At 60.7% G+C, this 18,919-nt stretch carries 17 protein-coding genes; 6 read left to right on the plus strand and 11 right to left on the minus strand.

The genetic code is table 11. From position 1 onward, the window contains the following. Window position 1 precedes the first annotated feature (1 nt). The 8 genes from MN186_RS14625 to MN186_RS14660 all read right to left on the minus strand — a co-directional run bounded on the left by MN186_RS14625 (window position 2) and on the right by MN186_RS14660 (window position 9,150). Window positions 2–1,099 carry an EpsG family protein gene (locus MN186_RS14625; RefSeq protein ID WP_242115110.1) on the minus strand — a complete coding sequence of 366 codons (1,098 nt, stop codon included), beginning with the start codon at window positions 1,097–1,099 and terminating at the stop codon, window positions 2–4. Then, window positions 1,069–1,887 (minus strand): hypothetical protein, encoded by an 819-nt coding sequence (locus tag MN186_RS14630; RefSeq protein WP_242115111.1) that lies wholly within the window; start codon window positions 1,885–1,887, stop codon window positions 1,069–1,071. Before MN186_RS14630 ends, MN186_RS14625 begins: the two co-directional genes overlap by 31 nt. Continuing rightward, the gene (locus tag MN186_RS14635) at window positions 1,865–2,533 is read right to left on the minus strand and encodes a haloacid dehalogenase-like hydrolase (RefSeq protein ID WP_242115112.1); all 669 of its coding nucleotides are present in this window, start codon (window positions 2,531–2,533) and stop codon (window positions 1,865–1,867) included. The genes MN186_RS14630 and MN186_RS14635 overlap by 23 nt, the downstream gene beginning before the upstream one ends. Next, complete coding sequence (locus MN186_RS14640) at window positions 2,530–3,771, minus strand: glycosyltransferase (RefSeq protein WP_242115113.1); 1,242 nt, start codon at window positions 3,769–3,771, stop codon at window positions 2,530–2,532. The genes MN186_RS14635 and MN186_RS14640 overlap by 4 nt, the downstream gene beginning before the upstream one ends. Continuing rightward, entirely contained in the window at window positions 3,768–4,913 is a 1,146-nt protein-coding gene (locus MN186_RS14645) for a glycosyltransferase (protein ID WP_242115114.1), read from the minus strand. The genes MN186_RS14640 and MN186_RS14645 overlap by 4 nt, the downstream gene beginning before the upstream one ends. Next, complete coding sequence (locus MN186_RS14650; RefSeq protein ID WP_242115115.1) at window positions 4,910–6,709, minus strand: ABC transporter ATP-binding protein; 1,800 nt, start codon at window positions 6,707–6,709, stop codon at window positions 4,910–4,912. Before MN186_RS14650 ends, MN186_RS14645 begins: the two co-directional genes overlap by 4 nt. Then, window positions 6,709–7,989: a Vi polysaccharide biosynthesis UDP-N-acetylglucosamine C-6 dehydrogenase TviB gene (gene tviB / locus MN186_RS14655; protein WP_242115116.1), complete on the minus strand. Its 1,281-nt coding sequence runs from the start codon at window positions 7,987–7,989 to the stop codon at window positions 6,709–6,711. Before tviB ends, MN186_RS14650 begins: the two co-directional genes overlap by 1 nt. 141 nt (window positions 7,990–8,130) lie before the next feature. Continuing rightward, a complete protein-coding gene (locus tag MN186_RS14660) occupies window positions 8,131–9,150 on the minus strand; it encodes an SDR family NAD(P)-dependent oxidoreductase (RefSeq protein ID WP_242115117.1) in 1,020 nt (339 codons plus the stop codon). Window positions 9,151–9,304: 154 nt separating this feature from the next. Between MN186_RS14660 and ilvD the strand changes: the two genes are divergently transcribed. Continuing rightward, the gene (gene ilvD, locus MN186_RS14665; protein WP_242115118.1) at window positions 9,305–11,140 is read left to right on the plus strand and encodes a dihydroxy-acid dehydratase; all 1,836 of its coding nucleotides are present in this window, start codon (window positions 9,305–9,307) and stop codon (window positions 11,138–11,140) included. A 49-nt stretch (window positions 11,141–11,189) separates the two neighbouring features. Here the strand turns inward: ilvD and MN186_RS14670 are convergent, their stop codons facing one another. From MN186_RS14670 to MN186_RS14680, 3 genes are read right to left on the minus strand one after another with little or no spacing between them, the layout of a single operon-like run. Beyond that, window positions 11,190–12,239 (minus strand): ABC transporter substrate-binding protein, encoded by a 1,050-nt coding sequence (locus tag MN186_RS14670; protein ID WP_242115119.1) that lies wholly within the window; start codon window positions 12,237–12,239, stop codon window positions 11,190–11,192. Then, the gene (locus tag MN186_RS14675; protein ID WP_242115120.1) at window positions 12,209–13,585 is read right to left on the minus strand and encodes a sensor histidine kinase; all 1,377 of its coding nucleotides are present in this window, start codon (window positions 13,583–13,585) and stop codon (window positions 12,209–12,211) included. Before MN186_RS14675 ends, MN186_RS14670 begins: the two co-directional genes overlap by 31 nt. Then, the gene (locus tag MN186_RS14680) at window positions 13,579–14,244 is read right to left on the minus strand and encodes a response regulator transcription factor (RefSeq protein ID WP_242115121.1); all 666 of its coding nucleotides are present in this window, start codon (window positions 14,242–14,244) and stop codon (window positions 13,579–13,581) included. The genes MN186_RS14675 and MN186_RS14680 overlap by 7 nt, the downstream gene beginning before the upstream one ends. A gap of 102 nt (window positions 14,245–14,346) precedes the next feature. Here MN186_RS14680 and MN186_RS14685 point away from each other — a divergent pair, with 102 nt between their 5' ends. From MN186_RS14685 to MN186_RS14705, 5 genes are read left to right on the plus strand one after another with little or no spacing between them, the layout of a single operon-like run. Continuing rightward, window positions 14,347–15,315 (plus strand): Bug family tripartite tricarboxylate transporter substrate binding protein, encoded by a 969-nt coding sequence (locus MN186_RS14685; RefSeq protein ID WP_242115122.1) that lies wholly within the window; start codon window positions 14,347–14,349, stop codon window positions 15,313–15,315. Next, on the plus strand, window positions 15,315–15,755 hold the full coding sequence (locus MN186_RS14690; protein ID WP_242115123.1) for a tripartite tricarboxylate transporter TctB family protein: 441 nt from the start codon (window positions 15,315–15,317) through the stop codon (window positions 15,753–15,755). Before MN186_RS14685 ends, MN186_RS14690 begins: the two co-directional genes overlap by 1 nt. A gap of 10 nt (window positions 15,756–15,765) precedes the next feature. Beyond that, window positions 15,766–17,271 (plus strand): tripartite tricarboxylate transporter permease, encoded by a 1,506-nt coding sequence (locus tag MN186_RS14695; protein ID WP_242115124.1) that lies wholly within the window; start codon window positions 15,766–15,768, stop codon window positions 17,269–17,271. Beyond that, a complete protein-coding gene (locus MN186_RS14700) occupies window positions 17,271–18,620 on the plus strand; it encodes an acyclic terpene utilization AtuA family protein (protein ID WP_242115125.1) in 1,350 nt (449 codons plus the stop codon). Before MN186_RS14695 ends, MN186_RS14700 begins: the two co-directional genes overlap by 1 nt. After that, a complete protein-coding gene (locus MN186_RS14705) occupies window positions 18,617–18,919 on the plus strand; it encodes a DUF4387 family protein (RefSeq protein WP_242115126.1) in 303 nt (100 codons plus the stop codon). Before MN186_RS14700 ends, MN186_RS14705 begins: the two co-directional genes overlap by 4 nt.

Below are 18,919 nucleotides of genomic sequence, written 5' to 3' on the forward strand. Positions count from 1 at the left end.
CTCAGTTCGGGAAGTGATAGATATCGGGAAGGTCGAACAGCCAACTGTCATAGGGCAGATAGCAGTAATGGAAGTGGCCCGAGAAAACGGACCAGACGCCTAGCATTGCTAGCAAAACCGCATAGGCGGTGGCTGACAGGACGGCGCCGGGCAGCCCCAACCCAAGAAACGGGATGCGTGCCAACATGACTGCCTGAAGCGGCACAAGATAATAGCCGATGCGGTCCCCGATCACGCTGGACAGACCAACCAGTGGAACGGTGGCAAGCATCATCAGCCCGCCCAGAACGACAATGCGATAGTCGGTGCCAAACCGGATGTTCCATATGGGGCGAAGGGCGGCGAAGAACACGCCCGCCGTCAGCGCCAACAGCCCCGCGCGGTAAAGCGCACCATGCGCATCGACGCCCGTATTGACGTAGCGCGATACGGCAAGCTGCGCGCCATCCCCGGTCGCCAGAAGAAACAGACCGGGCACTGCCAGCGCCACAGCCGCCAGCAGTCGCGCCTTGATCCAACCCTGGCCCACCAGCGGTGCGAGCAAAAGGAAGACGCCCGCGCTTGAATGGAACCCGGCAGCGATCAGCGTCAGGACCGCGAACCGCGCCGTGCGCGCCGCGCTGAAGGCGGCGAATGCCATGCAGATCACACCGATGGCGGCTGCCTGCCGGATGCCCGACATCGGCATGTTCAGGATCAGCACCGGAAACAGCAGCACCAAAAAGCCCAGCCGGTCGGGCTGTATGCGGGCCAGCACATGCACCCCTGCAAAGAAAATCAGCGCCGACGCGACGTTCAGCCACGGATATCCCAGCCCCAACTGCCCGACCAGTTGCACCAGCGCCCACCACAACGGCTCGCGCTGGCTCAGGACATCGGCAAGGCCAAGGTCCAATTGCATCAGGAAGTGGCGATAATATCCATTCCAGTCGCATCCGACCTCAAGGCGGAAGGCGACGAACAGGAGTAAGGCGACCAGCACGACGGGATAGACCTGATCGCGCAGCCGGGCATGGTGGGCAAGGGCCAACCGAAGGGCGATCAGAGCCAGAAATATCCCGACATAGATCACGGTCGCGCGACATCCCCGGCGCGCCACCACCCTGCACTGCGCAAAACATAGGTGCACTGGACCAACACCCCCCATGCAAGGCACGCCAAGGGCGCAGGCTGGCCGGTCATGACGGACACCAGTGCAACCAGCGGCAGCACAGCGATATGCGCCTTAAGGTGATAGGCGCGCGCCTTGCGTTCGGGCAGAGAAAGACGTCCCTTGGCGTCCAGATAGGTCAGAAAGCGTGGCAGGCTGAACAGTAAAAGCCCGGTGGCAAAGACGGTAAGGATGCCCGGCGTGTCATTCTTCAGGATCAATACAGGCAGCACTGGCAGCGAAAACCTGAGCAGGGAGAGTTGCAGGAAGGTGTAGAACTTGACCTCGACCGCGCGCAGGGTGTTATGCGCGATGAGGGCGGCGACAAGGGCCCCGATGGTGGCCCAGAAAACGACGGATGTGGCAACGCCCAAGGCCACCGCCGCAGCCAGAAGCACCGCGCCACGCAGCCCGACAAAGGCCAGCATGAACCCGGCCGAGGGGGTCACATCGACACGCCGCCGTGGTGTGGGATCATGGCGCAGCCCGATCGTGTCATTGGCCAGATATCCGACCTCATAGACGCAGATGAACGCGGCATAACCAAGAAGATAGCTCACGAGCGCCGCGCCTGCCCCCAGATCACCCAGAAGCGCGACAAGGATTACCCCCGGCACCCATGCGGTTAGCGCATTGACGACGAAATCGCGCGGCCAGTGGTAGCGCGACACGAAGGCATAGCCGAAGGGCAACAGCCAGATCAGTTGTGATGGCCTAGTGACAAAGGGTTTCGGCATCCCAATCCCTCATCCATTTACGGGGGTGGCCAGCGGCGACAAGCACAGCGGGGTTAGCCGCTGCCACCAGATCACGGTCCGAGCGGTTGTCGGTGATCACAGCGAACTCGACCGCGTCAAGGGGGCGATCCAGATACGCCTCGACCGCTTTTCGTTTCTGCCCGGTCAGATCGCGCGCCAGTCGTCCGGTCAGCCGTCCGGCGCGGTGGGCGGGTTCGGATGCGATGAAAGGCAGGTCAATCTGGCGGGCGATTTCCGCGATCACCGGTGACAGGGCGTTGGACACCAAAACCGGTTGCCAGCCGGCAGCGCGCATCTGGTCGACGCGGGCGTGGGTGGCGGGGATCGCGCGCGCCGGCAGGTGATCAGAGACATAGCACTTGGCCGAGGCACGCAGCGACGACAGGTTTTCGCCGCGCAGGCTGGCCATCACAAGCGCCCGGTGGGCGTCAAACCGCGTGATCTTCGCAAGCGCGACCAGACTGGCCCTTAGCACCCCACGCCGCGAGATCGTCGACAAGGCGGCGTGGCGCCAGCGGTGCCCAAGGCGCGCGTGATGAAACATCACCAGCCCCGCGGTGGTGTTCGCATCATACAGCGTGCCACAGACGTCAACGGCCAGAATGCGCGGGACAGAGCGGGTCATGCGGCCTGTCTTTCGACCTGAAACATCCGGTAAAGCGCGTCATATTGATCGCAGGCACGGTCAAGCGAGAAGCGGCCAGCGGCATGGGCGCGGATCATGGCGCGCGGTGCGAAGGGCGCGGATGCGATGGTGCGTGCGGCGTGCTCGATTGCGGGGGTGTCGTGATGGGCCAGCACCAGCCCGAAGCGGCGGTCGGGCAGGATTTCGTTGATGTCACCGATTCCGGTGTTGCTGATCACCGGCAACCCGCAGGACAGGTATTCGCCAACTTTGGTGGCTGAAACGCCAAGACTGGATTTGCTGGCGATCCGGAACGACAGGCCGATATCGGCCGCGTTCAGAAAGGCGGGCACGTCATCATGCGGCACCTTGCGGCAGGTCAGGTGCGCGGGGTCCAGCGTGACGCCATAACCCTGCGCAGCCAGAACATGCTGATGCGCGTCGTGATCGCCGATCAACAGAAGCCGCGCGCGCATCCCCTGCGCCTGAAGCGCGGCCAGCAGGCGATAGGTCGTGCCCATCTGGTAAAGCGGCCCGGCTGACCCAAGATGCACCAGCACCACGTCCTTGGCAGAATATCCCAGCGCCAGCCGCGTGCTGGTCCGCAGAGCCTTGTCGGGCCGGAACCGGGTCTGATCGACACTGCAGGGAATGACGCTTGTCACCGACCCGGCTGATGGGCGTCGTGTTGCGACAACGGTTTTCGCGTCATGGGTCAGGGCAACAATCGCGCTTGCCCCGCTGATGGCGCGTGCTTCGAGCTTGCGGAAGTGGCGGGCGATGCTGCGGCCCATCGGACCTTGCCAGATCCCGGCCTCGCAGCGTTCATCCACCCAGAAGCCACGCATGTCGAACACAAACGGCAGGCCGTGTCGCAGGCTGACCGGAAGCACGGCGCCCAACGGCATATAGCTGCGGCAATGGATCAGGTCAGGCTGAAACGTGTCGACCAGCCGTTCCAGTCGGCTTTGCATCAGCCCCGGCATGGTGAAGCGTTCCAACTTGCCTGCCAGCGGCAGGGTGCGGCGCCAGATCGGGTTGTGCAAGATCCCCGCGCGTTCCAGTCGTGGCGCGACCTTGGCGGCAAAGTCGTCTTGCCGGGCGGGATGTTCGACCGATAAGCAGGCAATCTGGTGCCCGCGCGCGGCCAGCCCTTCAAGATACGGCAGAACCTGCGCGGTGCCGATATGGTCTGACAGGCCGTTATTGGTGACGAAAATCGAACGGGTGGCGCTCATGTTTGCCTCATTGGCTTTGATAACTGTGGTTGCGGAAGAAGTGAGAGGAATCGGACCGCGGCGACACCCGGCCTGAAATCTGATGCGCGCTTACAGGCGGCGTCGGGGTTATGCGGTGCGTGCAAGTTGGTACCCATGGCGTTGGCCAGCGCGGCGGCATCACCGACGGGCACCAAGGTTCCGATGTCGCGGTTGCCCAGAATTTCGGCAGGTCCATGCGGGCAGTCGGTGGCGACAATGGGCAAGCCGTGTGACAAGGCCTCGACGATCACATTCGCGAAGCCTTCGCTGCGCGAGCTTAGCACGAACAGATCGGCAGACGCGTAATATGCCCCGGTATGCGGCGTGTATCCCGGCATCGTTACTCGCCCGGTCAGGTTCAGCGACTGGATCAACGCCGACAATACCGCGCGGTCGGGGCCATCGCCAAGGATCACAAGCTCGCTGTCGCAACCCTGATCCAGAAGCTGGCGGAAGGCGCGCAGAAGTGTCGGGAAGTCCTTTTGCCAACGCAGCGAGCCGACGGCCAATATCCGGTGCTGCGCCTGTGTGGGCCAGTCGGCGCGACCCGTATTGGCGTCGGGGGCGGCGACCGGGTTGTGGATGACCTTGACCCTTTGAGCGGGCAGTCCTCCCAACCGCTCCAGATCGCGGGCGGACCCGGCCGAGACCGAGACATTGGCCCGCGCGAAAGGATAGGTCGCGCGGATGCTGGCCCGCAGCGCAAGCCGGTGCAGCGCGCCTTTGCCCGCGTATTGATCCGACAGCGTCGCGTGATCGGTGGTGATGACCGGAACGCCGGTCCCGCGCGCCGCCCAGACCGCGATGCTGGTCAGGGGCCACATCGCAGGGATCAGGGCTGCGGGTTGGTTTTCGCGCAGCCAATGTCGCAACGGGGCAGCGACCCCCCGCAGACGGTCGGCGTTCAGGTCGGTGATGGAAAGGCCTGCGCGCCGGGCGTCGGCTATCAACGCGCCATTCGCCCGTGCCAGAATCAGATGTGGGGCATATCCGAACTGCGCAAGCTCGGTCGCGAGGGTCAGCATGACACGCTCTGCCCCGCCGCCCCGAAGGTCGGGCAGGACGAATGCCAGTTTCGGCGCAGTTGCGGTGTCGGGCTGGGTGATGGTCATATGCTTCATGCCGCCACCCCCGCCAGTGCGCGAAACCCGTCATGCTGTGCAATCAGTTCGGCATAGGTTCCGCTGGCCACGATGCAGCCATGGTCCAACACCACGATCTGATCGCAGCCTTCAACGGTCGAGATACGGTGGGCGATCATCACGATGGTTTTCTGCCCGTGAAGCGCAGCAATTGCCTGCATCACCTCGCGTTCGGTCCGAGTGTCCAGCGCGCTTGTCGCCTCGTCAAATACCAGAATGTCGGGGTCGTGATAAAGGGCGCGGGCGATGCCGATGCGCTGTCGTTGTCCGCCAGACAGCCGCACACCGCTTTCGCCAATGGTGGTGTCATAGCCATCCGGCAGCTGTGTTTGCACGAACTGGTCCAGTTGGGCCATCCGGGCGCATTCGGCGATGCGTTCCATGTCGATCTGGGCGCGTGGCGTGCCAAGGGCGATGTTCTCGGCGATGCTGGTGTCAGCTAGGAAGATCGATTGCGGCACATAGCCGATCGAGGCTTGCCAGCCTTTAACATTTTTCGCGGTGATCGGCGTTCCATCGACACTAATCCGCCCGGATTGCGGGGTCAGAAGGCCCAGCAGCAAGTCGATCAACGTCGTTTTGCCCGCCCCGGTGCCGCCGACGATCCCAACGGACGCACCCGCTGGGATGGTCAGGGACAGATCACTTAGACTGCGCGTGGCGTCGGGATAGGAATAGCTGACGCCCTGCACTTCAAGCGCCGAGGTCAGGCGCATTGGCGGCGCGGCCCGCGTGTCGGGGTGAATGTCCGGCAAGGCTTGCATGTCGTTGAACAGAACATCCACCGCGCCCGCGCCGAATCGAAGCTCGACCATTGCGCGGTAAATGCCCTGCACGGATGGCAACATCCGGTAGCCCGCGAAGGCATAGACGCCCAGTTTCGGCAGGATTGCGGCGGCGCTGGCGCTGGGACCAAGCGTCGCCAAAAGCGCCACACACAGAAGCAACATGCCGCCAAAGCCAATCGCCTCGACCAGGTATTTTGGCACCTGACCCAGCACGAGGTTGGCGGCCTGCATCCGCGAAACCTCGATCGAAGGCGCGCGGAAGTGGCGGATATAGGCGTCTTCTTTGCCCAAAATGCGGATGTCCTTGATGCCGCCCAGTGCTTCACGCGCGATGGTATAGCGCGCTTCATCCGCAGCGACGCGGCGGGCGCTGTTGCGGGTGACAAGGCGGCGGATCGTTAGGAAAATGGTGGAATAGGCCGCGCCCAGAACGACCATTGCAGAAAAAGCGATGATTGGGCCCAAGACGATCAGAAAGCCCAGCATCGCCAGAAGCGTCACAAGGGATGTGGTCAGCCGCAATACCGGGGCCAGCGCGAACATCGTGACTTGCTCGACCTCGGACAGGATGTTCTTTGCCATCTCGCCGGTATGGCGACCCAGAAAGAACGCATAAGGTTGGCGGAGGTAACGTTCGATCAGGCGCGTGCCAAGGCTGTGGCGGCGCATCTGGACAAACCGTGTCATCGCGTATTCACCCGCGCTGCGGATCAGCGCGCCGCTGACAAGGAAGGCGAATGTGATCAGCGCAAGCGCCAGAAGGAAGCGGTGGTGATCGGTGAAGCCGCCCCAGTTGTAGGCGGCAGCCAGATAACTGTTCGTCTGAACAAGGCTGGGGTCTGACAGCGCCAGAAAGAATGGAAAGACCGAAGCGACGCCCACGACCTCGAACACCGCCATAACCAGCGCAAGGCCCAGCACCAGCGTGCCGCGGCTGCGTTCGCGTGGCGTCAAAAGCGACCAGAGCTTGCCAAGGGTTCGCATCATCACAGCCGCAGATCCGCCATTTCCCGCGGCAGCGCGGATTTGATGTCATAGATCACCGACAGGTTCTTGACATAGCCGTTGATCCACCCCGCCGGGCGATCCAGATAGGCGCGGTGCGGCACCGCCAGCATCACGCCGTCATAGCGGTGCGCTTCGGGCGTGTTGGTCAGGTCTATCCCGTATTCGGTGCGCGCCGTGGCGGCGTCGGCATAGGGGTCGTGGATGTCCACGACCACGCCGTAGTCGCGCAACTCTTCCAGAATATCGACGACGCGTGTGTTGCGCAGATCGGGGCAGTTTTCCTTGAACGTCAGCCCAAGGATCAGCACGCGCGACTTTGCGACATTGATCCCCTTGCGCATCATCGACTTGATCATCTGCCCGGCGACATAGGCACCCATGCCGTCATTGATCCGGCGGCCCGACAGGATCACCTGCGGGTGATAGCCAATTTCCTCTGCCTTGTGGGTCAGGTAATAGGGGTCGACGCCGATGCAGTGACCGCCGACCAGACCCGGCTGGAAGGGCAGGAAATTCCATTTTGTGCCTGCCGCCTTCAGCACCGCGCCGGTGTCGATGCCCAGCCGGTTGAAGATGATCGCAAGCTCGTTCACCAAACTGATGTTCAGGTCGCGCTGGGTGTTTTCGATCACCTTGGCGGCTTCGGCCACGCGGATGCTTTCGGCCTTGTAGGTCCCCGCCGTGATGATCTGGGCATAAAGCGCGTCGATGCGGTCGGCGGCTTCGGGGGTCGAGCCAGAGGTGACTTTCACAATCGTCGGCAGACGGTGGTCGCGGTCGCCGGGGTTGATCCGTTCCGGACTGTAGCCCACGAAGAAATCGCGGTTGAAAGTCAGGCCAGAGGTGGCTTCGAGGATTGGAACGCAGACCTCTTCCGTAGCACCCGGATAGACCGTGCTTTCATAGATGACGGTGTCGCCTGCCGACAGCGCCCGCGCCACGGTTTCGCTGGCCCGCCGCAGGGGGGTCAGGTCGGGCCGGTTGTGGGCGTCGATGGGGGTGGGCACGGTCACGACGAAGATGTTGGCATCGGCCAGAGCGTCGGGTTGGGCACTGAAACTCAGATGACGGGCAGTGCGCAGGTCGTCCGATGTCACTTCGCCCGTGCGATCAACGCCCAAGAGCAGTTCGTCGACGCGAACGGGGTCGATGTCGAAACCGATCACGGGCCGACGCTTGCCGAATTCAACTGCAAGTGGCAGTCCGACATAGCCCAGCCCGATAACCGCAATAACCCCAAGATCGGGAAAGTCTTTCATTCCAAAACGCTTCCGCTGTTTCGCAAACACAACCTTTGCGCGAGTTATCTTGCTTAAATCTCCGTTAAAGGAAAGTCCAAAATCACACCGAAAGACAGGAAAACGTCAGTTTCCCTGCTCATCTTCCGAATTTTCGGTGGTTCAGGCTTTGTAGTAGTCCAGATACCAAGCGACGAAGCTGTTCACGCCGTCGCGGAAATCCGTTGCCGGGCGATAGCCGGTCAGCCGTTGCAACAGCGTTGCATCTGCCCAAGTGGCGGGCACGTCGCCCATCTGCATTTCCATGTAATTGCGCTGGGCTTTCTTGCCGATGGCGTCTTCGATCGCATCGACGAAATCCAGCAATCGCACCTTGTCAGAGTTGCCGACATTCACCACGCGGTAGGGGGCGGCGGGGGACAGGCTGTCGCCGTCTTCAATCTCGTCCGGGCTGTCGGGGCGCACGGGGGCGGCGTCGATCAACAGGCGGATGCCGCGGACGAGGTCCTCGACATAGGTGAAGTCGCGGAACATCTCGCCGTTGTTGTATATGTCGATGGGCGTGCCTTCGATGATCCCTTTGGTGAACTTGAACAGCGCCATGTCAGGGCGGCCCCACGGGCCATAGACGGTGAAGAAGCGAAACATCGTCGTGGGCAGGTCCCAAAGATGGGCATAGCTGTGCGCCATGCTTTCATTGGCCTTCTTGGTGGCGGCATAGATCGTCAGTTGCGTGTCTGCCTTTTCAGTTTCTTTGAACGGCATATCGGTATTCGCGCCGTACACCGAACTGGTGGAGGCCATCAGAAGGTGGTCGACCTTATGACGCCGCGCGGCCTCCATCACGTTGAAGGTGCCGATCACGTTGCTGTCCAGATAGGCGCGGGGGTTCTCAAGGCTGTAGCGCACGCCCGCTTGCGCGGCGAGGTGCACGATCACGTCGGGCGCAAACTCGTCTGCCACCTTGTCCAGCAGCACCTGATCTTCCAGCATCCCTTCGGTCATCGTGAAGTCGGCATTCTGCAAAAGCATCTGGTGGCGGCGCTGTTTCAGGGTGATATCATAGTAATCGGTCATTCCGTCATAACCGTGGACCCGAAAACCTTCGGCTAGCAGTAGTTTGGACAGGTGATAGCCGATAAAACCGGCGGACCCGGTAACCAAAACTTTGCGTTGCGCCATGCGACTGTGCCTTTCAGGATGGTGTTGTGATCGCTTCTAGCGTGGTGATGTGGTAACGCCAAGCGTGATCGTGCGGCCTTAATCTGCTCTGGCCTCATGGCACGCAGAGTGATAAATCGCTGGGGAAACACACTCCAGACAAGGTGGGGACCGTATGCCTGCTTACAGATCCAGAACCTCGACCCATGGCCGCAACATGGCCGGTGCCCGCGGCCTTTGGCGCGCAACCGGCATGACTGATGATGATTTCGGCAAGCCGATCATCGCCATCGTCAACAGCTTCACGCAATTCGTGCCGGGCCACGTTCACCTGAAAGACTTGGGCCAGATGGTCGCGCGCGAGGTCGAGGCCGCAGGCGGTGTTGCCAAGGAATTCAACACCATCGCCGTGGATGACGGGATTGCGATGGGCCATGACGGGATGCTGTATTCGCTGCCGTCGCGCGAGGTCATTGCCGACAGCGTGGAATACATGGTCAATGCGCATTGCGCTGATGCGATGGTCTGCATTTCGAACTGCGACAAGATCACGCCGGGGATGCTGATGGCTGCGATGCGGCTGAACATCCCGGTGATCTTTGTGTCCGGCGGCCCGATGGAGGCCGGCAAGATCGACATTGCCGATCTGGACATGGACAAGATCGACCTTGTGGATGCGATGGTCGCCGCCGCCAGCGAAGACCTGACCGACGAACAGGTGCAGCATATCGAAGAAAACGCCTGCCCGACTTGCGGGTCGTGTTCGGGCATGTTCACCGCGAACTCGATGAACTGTCTGGCCGAGGCGCTGGGCTTGGCGCTGCCGGGCAACGGATCGACCCTTGCGACACACTCGGATCGCAAACAGTTGTTCCTTGAGGCGGGCCGCAAGATCGTCGAGATCACCAAGCGTCATTATGTGAAAGAAGAAAAAGGCCTGCTGCCGCGCGAGATCGCGACTTTTGATGCATTCGAAAATGCCATGTCCCTCGACATTGCGATGGGTGGCTCGACAAACACGGTTCTGCACCTGCTGGCCATCGCCCACGAGGGCGAGGTCGATTTCAACATGACACATATGGACGCGCTTAGCCGTAAAGTGCCGTGTCTGTGCAAGGTCGCACCTAACACCGTCAATGTGCATATGGAGGACATTCACCGCGCCGGTGGTATCTTCTCGATCCTCGGTGAACTGCATCGCGCGAGGCTTCTGCATGGCGATTGTTCGACCGTGCATTCGGCCACAATAGCCGAGGCGATTGCGAAATGGGACATCACGGTTTCGGATAACTCCGAAGCTGAAAACCTGTTCAAAGCCGCACCCGGTGGCGTTCGCACGACGCAGGCGTTCAGCCAGTCGAACCGATACAAGGAATTGGACACCGACCGCGAAGGCGGCGTGATCCGGTCCAAGGAACACGCGTTCAGCGAAGATGGCGGGCTGGCTGTTCTGTTTGGCAATATTGCGCTGGACGGATGTATCGTGAAAACGGCGGGGGTTGATGAAAGCATCCTTAAATTCACCGGCACCGCTCATATCTGCGAAAGCCAGGACGCGGCGGTTAGCGATATTCTGACCGGCAAAGTGAACGAAGGCGACGTGGTCGTTATACGTTACGAAGGACCGCGTGGTGGACCTGGGATGCAAGAAATGCTGTATCCGACCAGCTATCTGAAATCGAAAGGCCTGGGCAAAGCCTGCGCGCTGTTGACGGACGGGCGTTTCTCGGGCGGTACCTCGGGCTTGTCGATTGGTCATGTATCGCCGGAAGCTGCGGAAGGCGGCGCGATCGGTCTGGTGCAACAAGGCGACAAGATCGAGATCGACATCCCCAATCGCACGATCAATCTGGCGGTGCCTGACGATGAACTGGCGGCTCGCCGTGCCGCGCAGGACGAAAAAGGCTGGCACCCTGCCGCGCCGCGCAAACGCAAGGTGTCGAAGGCATTGAAAGCATATGCGATGTTGGCATCGTCGGCGGCCAAGGGGGCTGTGCGTGTGATCGACTGATCCGTGCCGATCGGATTATGAAAGGGCAGGGGGAAACCTCTGCCCTTTTTCAGTTTTGCAAGAGAGAGTTTTCCCAGTTTCGCAGGAAGCTTTGCCGTTTCAGATTGTCCAGAAACACCAGTAACGCCGGCCCATAGCGAACGGGCCTGAGAGACGGATTCGTGCGCAAAGCCGCTGCGTCAACAGCGGGCAGCCCCGATGCCGCCACCAAGTCCTTGCGGGCTTTCAGGTCCAGCAGGAAATCCAGCATCATGCGCGCATCGTCCACGTTTTCAGCAGTGCGCGGGATTAAGGCGGTGCGCGACATGACGTTTACGTAATCACTCATCTCGATGATCTGAAAGCCATTGGTATGTTTCAACTGTGCCGCCGCATAGCTGCCAAGCACATTATAAGCCAAAGCAAGCTTGCCTGATGCCACATCGCGAATCATGTCGCCAGAACAGCAATATAGCTTGGCATCCAGTCGGCCCATCACTTCCATCAACCGCCAAAATGCGTCGGAGTTCCGGCTGTCCTGTGTCGCCATTAAATAGCCAAACCCGGACCGCCGTACGTCATAGGTGCCGATCTTGCCCTGAAACCGATCGGGATTGTCGCGCAAAACCGCGATCAGTTCGTCCCGGTTTTGCGGCGCGGTGCCTTCGGCAAAAAATTCGTCCGATACGACCAGAATTGCTGGCTCCTGCGTGAACGCGAAAAGCTGGTCGCGCCAAGTGGCCCACGCAGGCAGGGTCGTTGCGATCTGGGGGGCGTGGTCCTGCGCAAACCCGTCATTGGCCAGTTTGGTCTGCAAGTCCATGGCCGATGATATGGCAAGATCGAACACTGCCCCCTCGTCATAAAGCGCACCCATCAGGTCGGTTGTTCCGGTGACAGTGTAATCCACGGTGATACCGGAGTGGGCATCCTGAAAGGCGCGTATAATGGGGTCAAATACGTTAAGATCAGCGGTCGAGATGACCTTGAGCCGAGACCGTTCTGATTTGGCCTGATAAAGCTTGCGGCTTTCGACCTCGAACCCCAGCGCGCTGGATGTCATCAGGGTTAACGCCACCAGCGCGACCATTACCCGCGCGGAAATATCAGCGAAACACATGCGCCTTTCCCTTTCTTATTCGGTGAAATTTCCAGGCGTCCGCCATGCGCTTTCGCCACTTCGTCAGCGATTGTCAGGCCAAGACCCGACCCGACGATATCGCTGACATTTGCACCACGGGTGTAACGCGTGGTCAATGCCGACAAGTCCGTTTCACCGAACCCGCGCCCCTGATCCGTAATCGACAGTGTGATTTTGTCATCCAGACCAACGCGGGCGATGATGTCGCTGTCATCCGGAGAATACTTGATCGCGTTGTCCAGAATATTCTGAAGCGCGGCTTGCAGCAAAATACCGTCGCCCGTGAACGGGATCGGCTTGTCCCCAGTGTCGCGTCGGATCACGATATCTTTCAAGTCAGCCGTCGGGCCAAGCCGGTCACAAGTTTCGTCCATCAAGCTGCGCAGGTCCAGCGCATCTTGTGCCAGACTGTCGGCGCGAAACGTGACCATCGCGTGATCCAGCATCTGCCCGGCCGAACGCGAGCTTTCGTCGATGGCGCGGATCATCTCGCGGATGGCGTGCTTGTGTTCGGGTTTGTTCAGCTTGCGATGCGTGATCTCGGCCTGCGCGCGCACAGTGGCAAGCGGTGTGCGGACACGGTGGGCGGCTTCGGTTATGAAATCCTCGGTCCGCGACAACGAAGCGCGCAGCCGCGCCATGAAGGAATTGAGCGCGGTGATCAGGGGCACCAGTTCGTCGGGGGCGCTGGTTTCGAAGGGGCGCAAATCGGTTGGCCCGCGGCGCATGACCGACCCGGTGATCCGCGTAATGGGTGCCAGCGCCGATCCCGCGGCCCACAGGCTAAGCGCCGTCGCCAGCAAGAAGAAGCCCACCCCGACGCTTGTTGCTGTCGCCGTGATTTGGCGCGACGTCGCCGCCAGCGCCTGACGGGTCTGTGCAACGGTTACAACGACCGTTGTTGCCCCTATACCCGTGCTAACCGGTCGCGTGACTGAGGCCGCGCGGATTTCATCGCCACGATAGACAAGCGTTTGCAAACTGGGTGTGCCAAGGCGCGGCGGCTGGTCTGGTTGCGGCAGATCGGGATAGCCGGTCAGCGTCTGCCCATCCGTCACCACGCGATAAAACACCCGGTCCTCGTTGATCGAGCCAAGCATGGACAAAGACGAATATGGCAGATCAAGCGTGACCGCCCCATCTTCGCTGCGCAAGCTGTCCGCGATGGCCGTGGCCGAGGCGGATAGAATATCGTCCTGCGTTCCTTCGGCCGCGCGTTCGGCTACACCGCGCACGGCCAGGAAGAAGGCCATCGACAGAAGGGCTGCGACCAAGGCCAACTGGATGAAAAGCCGTTTGCGGATTGATCCAAGCGGCGTCACCATGCAACCATCCGATAGCCCAGACCGCGTACGGTTTCGATCTTTGCACCTGCTCCTTCAAGCCGTTTGCGAAGGCGCCCGACATAGACCTCGATTGCGTTGTCGGATACTTCATCGGACATGGAAAACAGCCGGTCGATCAGGTGGGCTTTTGAGAAAACCTGACCCGGTGCGGCGAAGAAAACTTCCAGCAGGCGCAGTTCGCGGTTGCGAAGGGCTACGGTCTGATTATCGAAGCGCAGCTCGCCTTTGGTGGCGTCAAGTGTGGTGCCGGCAAAGGTGGTTGCGTTGTCTGCCGCCCCGCCTTGCCGCCTGAGAACGGCGCGCACGCGGGCTTCAAGCTCGGAAAAATCGAAGGGCTTGACGATATAATCGTCCGCACCCAGGTCAAGCAGACCCACCCGGTCAGATACCGCAGACCGGGCGGTAATGACGATAACCGGCGTGCGCTTCTCAGCCTGCCGCTGGCGTTCCAGAAAATCGCGGCCATCGCCATCGGGCAACATAATATCAAGCAAAATCAGGTCGTAATTCGCCACGGCAGTCAAGTCACCGGCTTCGGCAAGGGTTCCCGCATGGTCAACCGCGTGGCCGTCCAACTGCAGACGCTCGACCACCACGCCAGCCAGCTTGGGATTGTCCTCGATCAGAAGGAACCGCATACATTGCCCTTTTTTGCGCCGCGTGACAGGTTGGTGTCAGGTTCAGGCGATTGGGTCTGAACATGGGCGGGTGTAACGCCCCTGTCAAATGGGAGGAAACTTATGACAAAACGTCTTTTCAAGGCGCTGGCGACCAGTGCTGTTTTGGGCCTTGGGGCCACCACCGCAGCAACGGCTGCCGAGTGTATTGCCCCGGCCAACCCCGGCGGCGGCTGGGATTTCACCTGCCGTCAGATCGGCAAGATCATGTATGATATCGGGGCCGTGGATAAGCCCATTCAAGTGACCAACATGGCGGGTGCCGGTGGCGGTCTTGCTTACAACTACGTGGTGTCAGAACGCGGCGATGACGCCGAGTTAATCGTGGCGGCGTCGTCCGCGACTTCGACCCGGCTGGCGCAGAACGCCTATGCTGGTATGACCGCCGATCAGGTGCGCTTTGTGGGGTCCATCGGTGCCGACCCCGGCGTGATCGTCGTGGCCGCAGACAGCCCTTATCAGTCGTTGAATGACTTGGTCGATGCCGTGAAGGCGGAACCCGGTTCAATCGCGTTTGCCGGTGGGTCCGCAGTTGGCGGCTTTGACCACCTGAAACCTCTGATGATCCTGCAACGTGCTGGGGTCGAGGATGTGAAAGCCGTGAAATACATCGGTGTTGACGGTGGTGCAGATGCGATCACCCAAACCGTTGGCGGGTTCACTCAAGCCATGTCGGGCGATATGTCCGAGATCGTAGGCTTCCTGAAATCCGGCGACGTTCGCGCGATTGCTGTTCTGACAGAAGAGCGCGTGCCCGGGTTTGAGGATATCCCCACTGCGAAAGAGCAAGGCATCGACGTTGTTGCCGTGAACTGGCGTGGTCTGTATGTGCCCAAGGACATCAGCGATGAGGATTTCCAGAAATGGGCTGATCGCCTGCAACAGGTTGCAGACAGCGACGAATGGAAGGAAGCCATGGTCGCTAACGGTCTTGCCCCCTTCACAAAAGTTGGTGGTGATTTCCAATCCTATGTCGATGGCGTCGTAGCTGAAATTCGCGCGCTTTCGAAAGAGATCGGGGTGATCCAGTAATGGCATCTGACCGTATCTTCGGAGCGGTCGTGACCCTTGTGGCGCTGGCTTATATTGCCAGCGCCATGCAGATCCAGTCCAGCTTCATGGCGGATCCAGTGGGGCCGAAGACCTTTCCAATCCTGATCGGAGGCGTGGCCGCCCTGTGCGGGATTATCGTGGCGCTCAGACCCGACCCTGACCCGGAATGGCCTGTGCTAGCGACGTTTGGTTCGCTTGCTGTCGCGGTTGTGGTGCTTGTCGGCTATGCCTATGCCTTGAAACCGCTGGGCTTTCTGATCCCCACAGCGATCACCGCATCCATTCTAAGTTATCAGATCGAACCGCGCGCAGGTCGTGCTGTGCTTGCCGGAATTGGCCTGTCTGTCGGGTTGTTCCTGATCTTCAAATTCGCGCTGGGCCTTGGGCTTGTCCCGTTCCCCAAATCGCTGACCGGCTGAGGAAATCCCCATGGAACTGCTTTCAAACCTCGCGATCGGCTTCGATATCGCGCTGTCGCCTTACACGCTGATGCTGGCCGTGATCGGGTGCTTCATTGGCACGATCATTGGCGCGCTTCCGGGCCTTGGCCCATCAAACGGCGTGGCGATCCTGATCCCCTTGACCTTCACGATGGGGCTGGATGCCACATCGGCGCTGGTCCTTATGACGTCCGTTTACTACGGCGCGATGTATGGCGGGCGGATCAGTTCGATCCTTCTGAACATTCCGGGCGACGAGCCTGCGCTTATGACAACCCTCGATGGCTATCCAATGGCCAAAGCGGGCCGTGCAGGCGATGCGCTGGTTCTGTCCGGCGTTGCGTCCTTCGTTGGTGCGTTTCTGGCGACTATTGGCCTGATGCTGTTGGCCCCTATGCTGGCGCAGGTGGCGTTCCTGTTTGGCCCCGCCGAATATTTCGCGCTGTATCTCTTGGCGTTTGCCACGCTTGGCGGGATGGCGTCCAACAACCAAGCCAAGGCTGCGATTGCGTCCTGCATCGGCTTGGGCATCGCGATGATCGGGGTGGACAACAATTCGGGCCTGCCGCGCCTGACGGGTGGCAACATGCACCTGTTTGACGGCATTGACTTCCTTGTTGCCATCGTGGGCCTGTTCGCAATTGCCGAGGTCTTCTTCTTCATCGAAAGCCACGGCAAGAACACGTCAATCGGCGTGAAGCTTGAAAAGGTGACAATCCCTGTCAAAGACATCATGGAGTCCGGCTGGACTATGCTGCGGTCCTCAGTCGTGGGGTTCATCGCGGGGGTTCTTCCGGGGGCGGGCGCGTCGCTGGGCAGTTTCTTGGCCTATATGTCTGAGAAATCCATTGCAGGTGAAAAAGGCGGCTTCGGCACCGGTGTTCCAAAAGGTGTCGCTGCGCCCGAGGCTGGCAACAACGCTGCCGCTGGTGGCGCGCTGGTTCCCATGCTGACGCTTGGCGTGCCGGGGTCCGGCACCACGGCGGTTCTGCTGGCGCTTCTGATGACGCTGAACATTACCCCGGGGCCGATGCTGTTCACCGAACGGCCAGAGGTTGTGTGGGGCCTGATCGCATCGCTTCTGATCGCAAACTTCGTGCTCCTTCTGATGAACGTGCCGATGGTGAAAATCTTTGTGAAGGTGCTGTCGGTGCCGCCTTGGGTGCTTCTGCCCGGCGTTACGATGATCAGCTTCGTTGGCATCTATTCCCTGTCGGGCAGCTATTTCGATCTGGTGCTGATGGTTGGCTTCGGGGCGCTGGGATATGTCCTGCGCAAGCTTGACGTGCCGACCGTTCCGATCATCCTAGGCATCCTTCTGGGTGGCCATATGGAGGACGCGTTGCGCCGCGCCATGGTGCTGTCGGGTGGCGACTGGAAATTCCTGTTCTCGTCCGGTATCTCAATCACGCTTTGGATTGTCGCGATCGTGGGCTTCGTCGCCCCGATGTTCTTGCGCAAGTTCCTGAAGAAACCGCAAAGGATTACTGACTGATGGTTAAGGTGCTAATCCCCTCGGGTGCGTTGGGTCTGGGATATGACCGCGAGGCTTTGGCGCGCGGCATTGCCGAGGCGCCGGATATCATCGCGATTGATGGGGGTTCGACTGATTCCGGCCCGCATTACCTTGGCACCGGCACGTCGAAATATTCGCGCGGTTCGACCAAGGCGGAATGGGCCGAGTTGATGGCCGCGCGGGCCGAAGCCGGAGTGCCCCTGATCATTGGCACCGCGGGCACCTGCGGCGCGGATGATGCGGTGGACTGGCTGGTCGATATCACCCGCGAAATCGCCCTGGAAACGGGTGAACGTCTGAAACTCGCCGTGCTGCAAAGCGGGCAGGATGGCGATGCGATGGCCGCAGCGCTTGAGGATGGGCGGATCACCCCCCTGACCCCAGCGCCGGAGATTTCCGCCGACCTCTTGCGCGACTGCACCAATATTGTGGCGCTGGCAGGGGCTGAACAGATACAGGCCGCGCTGGACACAGGTGCGGATATCGTGATTGCGGGACGCACGACAGACACCGCCATCATCTCGGCCCTGCCACTGGCACGAGGCTGTCATCCCGGCGGGGTGTGGCATGGGGCAAAGATCGGCGAATGCGGGGCGCTGGCGACGACCAGCCCCAACACCGGCACCATCCTGATAGAATTTGACGCCGAGGGCTTCACCATTACCCCGATGGGCAAGGATGCCCGCGCCACGCCGCACACTGTGTCCGCCCATATGCTGTATGAAAACAGCGACCCTTACCGGCTGTATGAACCCGGCGGCTATCTGGACGTCACTGGCGCGCATTATGCCGCGTTGGATGATCGCCGGGTGCGCGTAACGGGCAGCGAATGGGTGGCGACCCAACCTTATACCGTGAAGCTGGAAGGCGCGCGGCGGGCAGGGTTTCAAACCGTGTCGCTGGTTCTGGTGCGTGACGCGCACTACGTCGAGAACATCCGCGCCTGGGTGGATGATATCCACGCCAAATGCACCGCCAAGGCCAAGGCACGCGTCGGCGGTGACTTCCAGATCGAGCTACGGATTATTGGCGCCGACGCCACGCTTGGCCCGCTGGACACCAATGCGAAGCCCGGCACCGAGCTTGGCGTGATGGGCATTGTCACCGCCGAGACCGAGGCGCTGTCGCGTGAGGTGGCGAAGATGCTGAACCCCTATCTTCTGCACCACCCGCTGACCGAGCAAGAGGAAATGCCGACCTTCGCCTTCCCCTTTTCACCCCCTGAAATGCCGCGCGGCGCCGTTTATGAATTCTGCCTGAACCATGTTCTGACGCTGGATGACCCCATGCAGGCCTTCCGCCTGACGATCGAGGAGATCGGCACATGACCGCCCTGAAAGACATTACCGACAAGGTCCGGTCAAAGAACGCAGGCCCTTTTTGGCTGACCATAGATATTTTCTGCGGGTCCGAGGACGCATTCAAGCGTGTATCGCAAGGGTTGGAAACGGCCGAGGTCGCCAAGCTGTTCAAGGCTGACTCCGCCACCCTTAAACGGTTCGACATGCCAGACCTGAACGTCGTCAAGTTCAGCCTTCCGCGTCCCGCTGTGCAGGGCACCCACGCAGACCGCGACATGCACGGCGCAAGTTTCGCAGTGCTGCTGGGCGAGGTTCAGATCGCCTGA

Source organism: Aliiroseovarius sediminis (assembly GCF_022678485.1).
GTDB lineage: Bacteria > Pseudomonadota > Alphaproteobacteria > Rhodobacterales > Rhodobacteraceae > Aliiroseovarius > Aliiroseovarius sediminis.